Source organism: Brevundimonas sp., assembly GCF_023259385.1.
In the GTDB taxonomy this organism is placed as follows: Bacteria; Pseudomonadota; Alphaproteobacteria; order Caulobacterales; family Caulobacteraceae; genus Brevundimonas.
Genome location: NZ_JAHFPF010000230.1, coordinates 1 through 5,628, shown reverse-complemented (window position 1 = coordinate 5,628; position 5,628 = coordinate 1). Strand labels below are relative to the sequence as shown.

The window sequence follows — 5,628 nt, the reverse complement described above, 5'->3', positions numbered from 1 at the left end:
CTGTCAGAAGCGGGCGCGGACGCCGAGCACCATGTTGCGGCCCCGCAGCGGCGCCAGGTTGCTGATGAACGAGGCGTGGTTCAGCGCGACCTCATCCAGCAGGTTCGTGCCGCGCACGAAGACCTGTCCGTCGGCGCCCGCGACGGAGACGTCGTAGGCGAGGGTGGCGTTGACCATGTCATAGCCGGGGGTTTCGCGTTCGTAGTCGGCGATGCGGTCCTGTTCGAAGACGCGGACGTACTCCAGATCGCCGGACAGGTCGCCGCGCCGGGCGTCCGCGCGGACCCCCGCCCGCGCCGCCGGAATCCGCGGCAGGTTTCCGCCGTCCTTCAGCTCGGCCCGAACCATGTCGCCGAAGACGGTGAAGGACAGGTCGGGACGAACCCGCCAGGTCACATCCCCCTCGACGCCGGTGAAGCGCGCGTCGGCCTGGGTGTAACGGATCAGCCGGAAGTCCTCGAACCGGTCCAGCGTGTCGGCATAGATGTACCCGTCATAGTCATACCGGTAGGCGCCGGCCGAGAAGGTCACGGTCCCCGTCGTCTTGCGCACGCCCAGCTCCAGCGACTGCACGGTCTCGACGTCCAGGTCGACCGAACCGATCTCATAGGTGTTGGTCGCCAGGTGAACGCCCCGGGCGTACATCTCCTGGGCCGTCGGAGCCCGCTGCGAGCGCGCCACATTGGCCGAGATCACATAACCCGGCGCCACGGCCCAGCTGGCGCCGGCCGAGATCGAGAACGGGTCGTGGCTGCGCGCGGCGCGGCCCTTGGCCGAGGCGTCCTGCCATTCCTGGCGGATCGCGCCTTCGAACCGCCAGTCGCCCAGCCGATACTCCTCGACCACGAACAGGGCGTTGGTCTCGATCCGGCTTTCAGGGATGAAGGATTCGGTTCCGACCGCGGCGAAGTCGCTGCGCCCGTTCTGGACGCCGACCACGCCCCGGAAGCCGGCGATCGGCGCGTGCTGGACCTCGATGCGGGCGTCGTGACCCTCGTTGGAGAAGGTGGTCGCGATCGCGCCGTCGTCGATCTCGTGATGCCGATAGTCGGTGAAGCCGCCGCGGAAGCGGATGCGCTCCACCCCGGCGAAGGGATCGTTGATCTCGCCGCGCACATCGACGCGGCGGCTGACCAGATCGACCGTGGGCGCGCCCTCGTGCTCATGGTCATGATCGTGATCATGGTCGTCCTCGCCATGGTCGTGGCCGCCGCAATGCAGGCTGGAGCCGTGCGGGTGGCAGCTTTCGTACTCGTGGCTGTGGCCCGGCAGGCCGTATTCGCTGCGCTGTTCGGTGAAGGCGGCGCCGAGGTAGCCGCGCGCGCCGATCCACGAGCCGCCCAGGGTCAGGGTGCGGGTGTCGTTGAAGGAGCCCTCCAGCCGGTCGAAGCCTTCGTTTTCCTCGTGCTCGTCTTCCCCATGCTCATGATCAGCGTGGGTCGGGGTGTAGAAGGGGACGTCGTAGTCGTTGGACCGGCGGCCGGCCGCCTCGATCCGCACCGCGAATGATCCCAGGGCGGCGGTCAGGCCGACGACGGCGCTGCGCTCGTCGTCGGCGCCGCCCAGGCGCAGTTCGGCGACGCCGTCATGGCCGCCGGCCGGCAGGCGGGTCGGCACCTTCTTGTCCAGCAGGTTGACCGCTCCGCCGATGGCGCCGCCGCCATAGATCAGGGCGCTGGGGCCGCGCAGGATCTCGACGCCCTCCAGCAGCAGGGGGTCGCCGGAGACGGCGTGGTCGGGCGAGACCTCGGAGGCGTCGAGGATGGCGGCGCCGTCCGTCAGCACCTTGACCCGCGGCGCGGTCTGGCCGCGGATAACCGGGCGGGCGGCTCCGCCGCCGAAGGTGTCGGAGTTGACGCCGGGCAGGCCGCTGAGGGTTTCGCCGAGCGTGGCCTGACGGCGGTGCACCAGATCGTCGCCGCGGACGACCGCCACATTGGAGATGACGTCCCGACCGGCTCGGCCCAGGGGGTCGGCGGTGACCACGACCTCGTCGAGCTGGGTCGTCGGGCCAGACTGGGGCGGCGTGTCGGGAAGGGCCTGGGCCGCGCCGGCGAGCGCGCTGACGCCGGCGGCGGCGAGAAGGATGGTTCTGGTGTGCATGACAGCCCCCGGCTTGATTGAAGAGGGGTCTGTTATGTTATACTATAACAACAATCAAGACGGTTTCCCCCAATGACCTCGGCTCTGTTCACCCATATCGAAGCGCTTCAGGCGGGCCGCCCCTGGGGCGGGTTTCTGGACGCGGGGACCGGGGTCAATTCCAGCCTTTGGAGCACGGCCCTGCCGACGGACCGCTGGTGCGGGGTGACGGGATCGCCGGGTCACGCCGCCCAGGTCTCGCGCGGGGTCGGCGACCGAATGCGGCCGGCGGACCGTCTGATCGTCGGCAACTGGACCGATCCGGCGCTGCTGGCGGGAGAGCGGTTCGAGACCGTGCTGGCCGACTATCTGCTGGGCGCCGTCGAAGGCTTCTCACCCTATTTCCAGGGCGAGCTGTTCGCCCGCCTCAGGCCGCTGGTGGGAAAGACCCTCTATGTCGTCGGCCTGGATCCCTACGTGGTCGGAGCGGCCGGGAGCGACGCGGGACGGTTGGTTCAGGCCATCGGCCGGATGCGGGACGCGGTCCTGCTGCTGGCCGATGAGACGCCCTATCGCGAATATCCCGCCGAATGGGTCGAGGCGTCCCTGGCCCGGTCGGGATTCGTGATCACCGCCTCGCGCCGCTTCGCCAATCGGTACCGCGAAAGGTGGGTGAACGGGCAGCTCGACATGGCGGTGCGGCGCCTGGAGCGGATCCGGGACCGCGGGGTCGCGGAGAGCCTGGCGCGGGAGATCGAGCGTCTGAGGGCCGAAGGCCTGGCCCTGTGCGCGGCCGAGGGCGGGCTGCGCCACGGGCATGACTATGTGATCGCCTGCCGACCCGTTCCTTGACGCCGTCCCTCGAAAAGCTCACCTAGCCCCCGTCAGACGGCCGGGCGGTCGCGGCGGGGGTTATGCTCTCGTCGAGGAAAGTCCGGGCTCCACGGTGAAAAGGCGGCGGGTAACGCCCGCCCGGGGCGACCCGAGGGATAGCGCCACAGAAAGCAAACCTCCGGCCTCGCGAGGCCGGTAAGGGTGAAAGGGTGGGGTAAGAGCCCACCGCGGGACTGGCAACAGGACCGGCATGGCAAGCCCCGCCTGGAGCAAGACCGAATAGGGATGTCGCGTGGGTTTCGGCCTGCAGGGCTCACCGCCCGAGAGCATCCGGGTAGGTCGCGAGAACCGGTCAGCAATGGCCGGTCCAGAGGAATGATCGTCGCCGTCCCCAGACTTCGGTTCGGGGGCGGAACAGAACCCGGCTTACAGGCCGTCTGACCATATTTCTTGCCCTAGCGCTTGCGCCGCGGGCGCTCGCTCCTTGAGCGCGGACGGGGCCGCCGCTCGCCGCGCTAGCGCCCGTCCTCCAGCGTCTTGAGCTGTTCGACGGCGTTGGCGTTGGCGGGATCGAGCGTGAGGGCGCGCCGGTAGTTCTCGATGGCGCGGGCGCGGTCGCCGGAGCGGGCGTACACCTCGGCCAGGCTGTCGTAGGCGTTGCCGCTGTCCGGGTGGAGTTTGACGATCAGCTTCATCAGCGTGAGGGCGTCCGCGATCTGGCCCCGGGACAGCAGACGATAGCCCCAGTTGTTCAGATCGCTTTCGGACAGGGAGGCGGCGCCGTCCCGCGCGACGAACTCCGCCGCGATCCGTTCGGCCCGGTCGAAGCCTTCCGCTTCCAGCCGCTCGCGCAGGGCGGTCACGCCGGTCAGGGTCATGCCGGGGATGAAGCGGGCGGCGACGGGGTCGGTCAGTTCCTCCGGATAGGCGCCCGCCAGATTGGTCAGGATGATCACCGCCACGCCATCGTCCGGATAGACGGAGAAGGCGGACCGGCCGCCGCCGCTCATGCCGACGGACCGGTGCTCGGGGCGGTCGACGACGACCCAGCCGTTGGCCCATTCGCCGGTCCGGCCGTCGTTGAAGCGGCCCTGGGTCCACAGCGCCTCGAGCGTCGCCGGCTTGAGAATCTGGCCGGCCTGCAGCGCGATCAGCCAGCGTGCCAGGTCCTGACCCGAGCTGTTGATACCCGCCGCGGCGCGGGTGAAGGGCGGGAAGAGCTCGTGCACGTTCTGGAGGCGAGGCGGCTGTCCGTCCGTCGGGCGATTGTAGCGATAGCTGTCGGCCTTGCCGGGGATGAGGTCGAGAGAGTCGCCGAAGCCGGAATGGGTCATGCCCAGCGCGGCGAAGGCGTCCTGGCCCACCACGGCCTCGAAGGCGCGGCCGCGCGCCTGCTCGATGACCCATTGCAGAAGCAGATAGTTGGTCTGGTTGTAAGCGAACCGCTCGCCGGGCGCGGCGCGCAGGGGCTGGTCCGCCAGGGCGGCGATGGCCGAGGTCCGGTCCTGGCCGACATAGCCGCCGTCGCGCGTGATGATGTCAGGCAGGCCCGACATGTGGGTCAGCAACTGGCGCACGGTGATCGGCCGCCAGGCCTGGGGCAGGTCCGCGAGATAGGTCGAGACCGGGGCGTCCAGATCCACCTCGCCGCGCTCGACCAGCCGCAGGATCTCGACGCCGGTGAAGGTCTTGGTCGCGGAGTTGATCGAGAAGACGGTGTCCGGGGTGACCGGGACCGGGGTCTGCAGATTGGCCAGGCCATAGGCGCCCGAGAAGACGACCCGTCCGTCCTTCACGACCACGACTTGCATGCCCGGGATTGAACGCAGGCTCATTTGCCGGCCGACCCAGGCGTCGAGGTCAGCGCGGGCCGAGGGCTGGCTGGAGAGCGGGGGCGACGGCTGGGCCGAGGCAGCGACCGGCGCGCCGGCCAGGGCGACGGTGATCGCCAGGGCGAAGATCAGGGGGCGAAACGTCATGGCGGCTCCAGTCGCGTGCCGGCAAGCGACCACTTCGGGTTCCGGTCCGCCAGGGAAGCTTTGGTAATCGGCGCAAGCCGCGTGCCGGCCCGAAAATTTTCATCGCCGGTTGGGATCGGCGGAAGGGTTTCGATCCCAGTGGTTTCGCCCCGTCTTAACCGATTGGATCGAAAGGGCTGTCAGCATCGATCCACCGTCCGTCCACATGTGCATAGTTCACTGTATGTTCCGGTTTTCGTTCAATTTTGAGCGGGTCTGACGGTTAACGATCGTCAACTAATCCCATTGAGACCCACTCAATCCCATGCTATCCCAGAACCTCAGTAAGGGTGTGGGTGCGCCGGCTGGCGTCAACGGGATTCAGGGGAGCGGGCTTTCAGGGGCTCGAGTGGGCAGGGCGTGTTTCTCTCGACCTATGAGAAACAACTGGACGGCAAGCGCCGCCTGCTGATCCCGCAGGAGTTCCGCACCGCCGACAACGGCGCCGAGCACGGCGTGTTCTGCTTCTTCTCGATCGAGTCCGATTGCCTCGAGGCCGGCGGCGACAAGCTGATGGCCGAGTACGTCTCGATGATCGAGGAGCTGCCCTTCGGCGACGACCTGCGCACCGCCCTGGAAGAGACCTTCTACGCCGGCCAGCGTCCGCTGGCCTACGACGGCGGCGGCCGCATCACCCTGCCGGAAAGCCTGTGCCAGGAAGCCGATCTGGGCGAGGACGTGGTCATCGTCGGCC

The 5,628-nt window shown here is 68.7% G+C and carries 4 protein-coding genes and 1 other RNA gene; 3 read left to right on the top strand and 2 right to left on the bottom strand.

Features of this window, described 5'->3' with window-relative positions:
- Positions 1–3: 3 nt before the first annotated feature.
- Positions 4–2,103, bottom strand: coding sequence for a TonB-dependent receptor (locus Q0C81_RS15190; RefSeq protein ID WP_291839755.1), 2,100 nt, complete (start codon positions 2,101–2,103; stop codon positions 4–6).
- A gap of 72 nt (positions 2,104–2,175) precedes the next feature.
- Here Q0C81_RS15190 and Q0C81_RS15185 point away from each other — a divergent pair, with 72 nt between their 5' ends.
- Both Q0C81_RS15185 and rnpB read left to right on the top strand, forming a co-directional pair.
- Positions 2,176–2,934, top strand: a complete 759-nt coding sequence (locus Q0C81_RS15185; RefSeq protein ID WP_291839753.1) for a hypothetical protein — start codon at positions 2,176–2,178, stop codon at positions 2,932–2,934.
- A gap of 32 nt (positions 2,935–2,966) precedes the next feature.
- Positions 2,967–3,361: RNase P RNA component class A (gene rnpB / locus Q0C81_RS15180), an RNA gene on the top strand.
- 70 nt (positions 3,362–3,431) lie between these two features.
- On the opposite strand, the gene Q0C81_RS15175 is transcribed toward rnpB, so the two are convergent.
- Positions 3,432–4,895, bottom strand: a complete 1,464-nt coding sequence (locus Q0C81_RS15175; RefSeq protein ID WP_291839751.1) for a beta-lactamase family protein — start codon at positions 4,893–4,895, stop codon at positions 3,432–3,434.
- Positions 4,896–5,294: 399 nt separating this feature from the next.
- Here Q0C81_RS15175 and Q0C81_RS15170 point away from each other — a divergent pair.
- Positions 5,295–5,628 (top strand): division/cell wall cluster transcriptional repressor MraZ (locus Q0C81_RS15170; protein WP_291839748.1); only part of this gene is annotated, 334 nt, incomplete at its 3' end.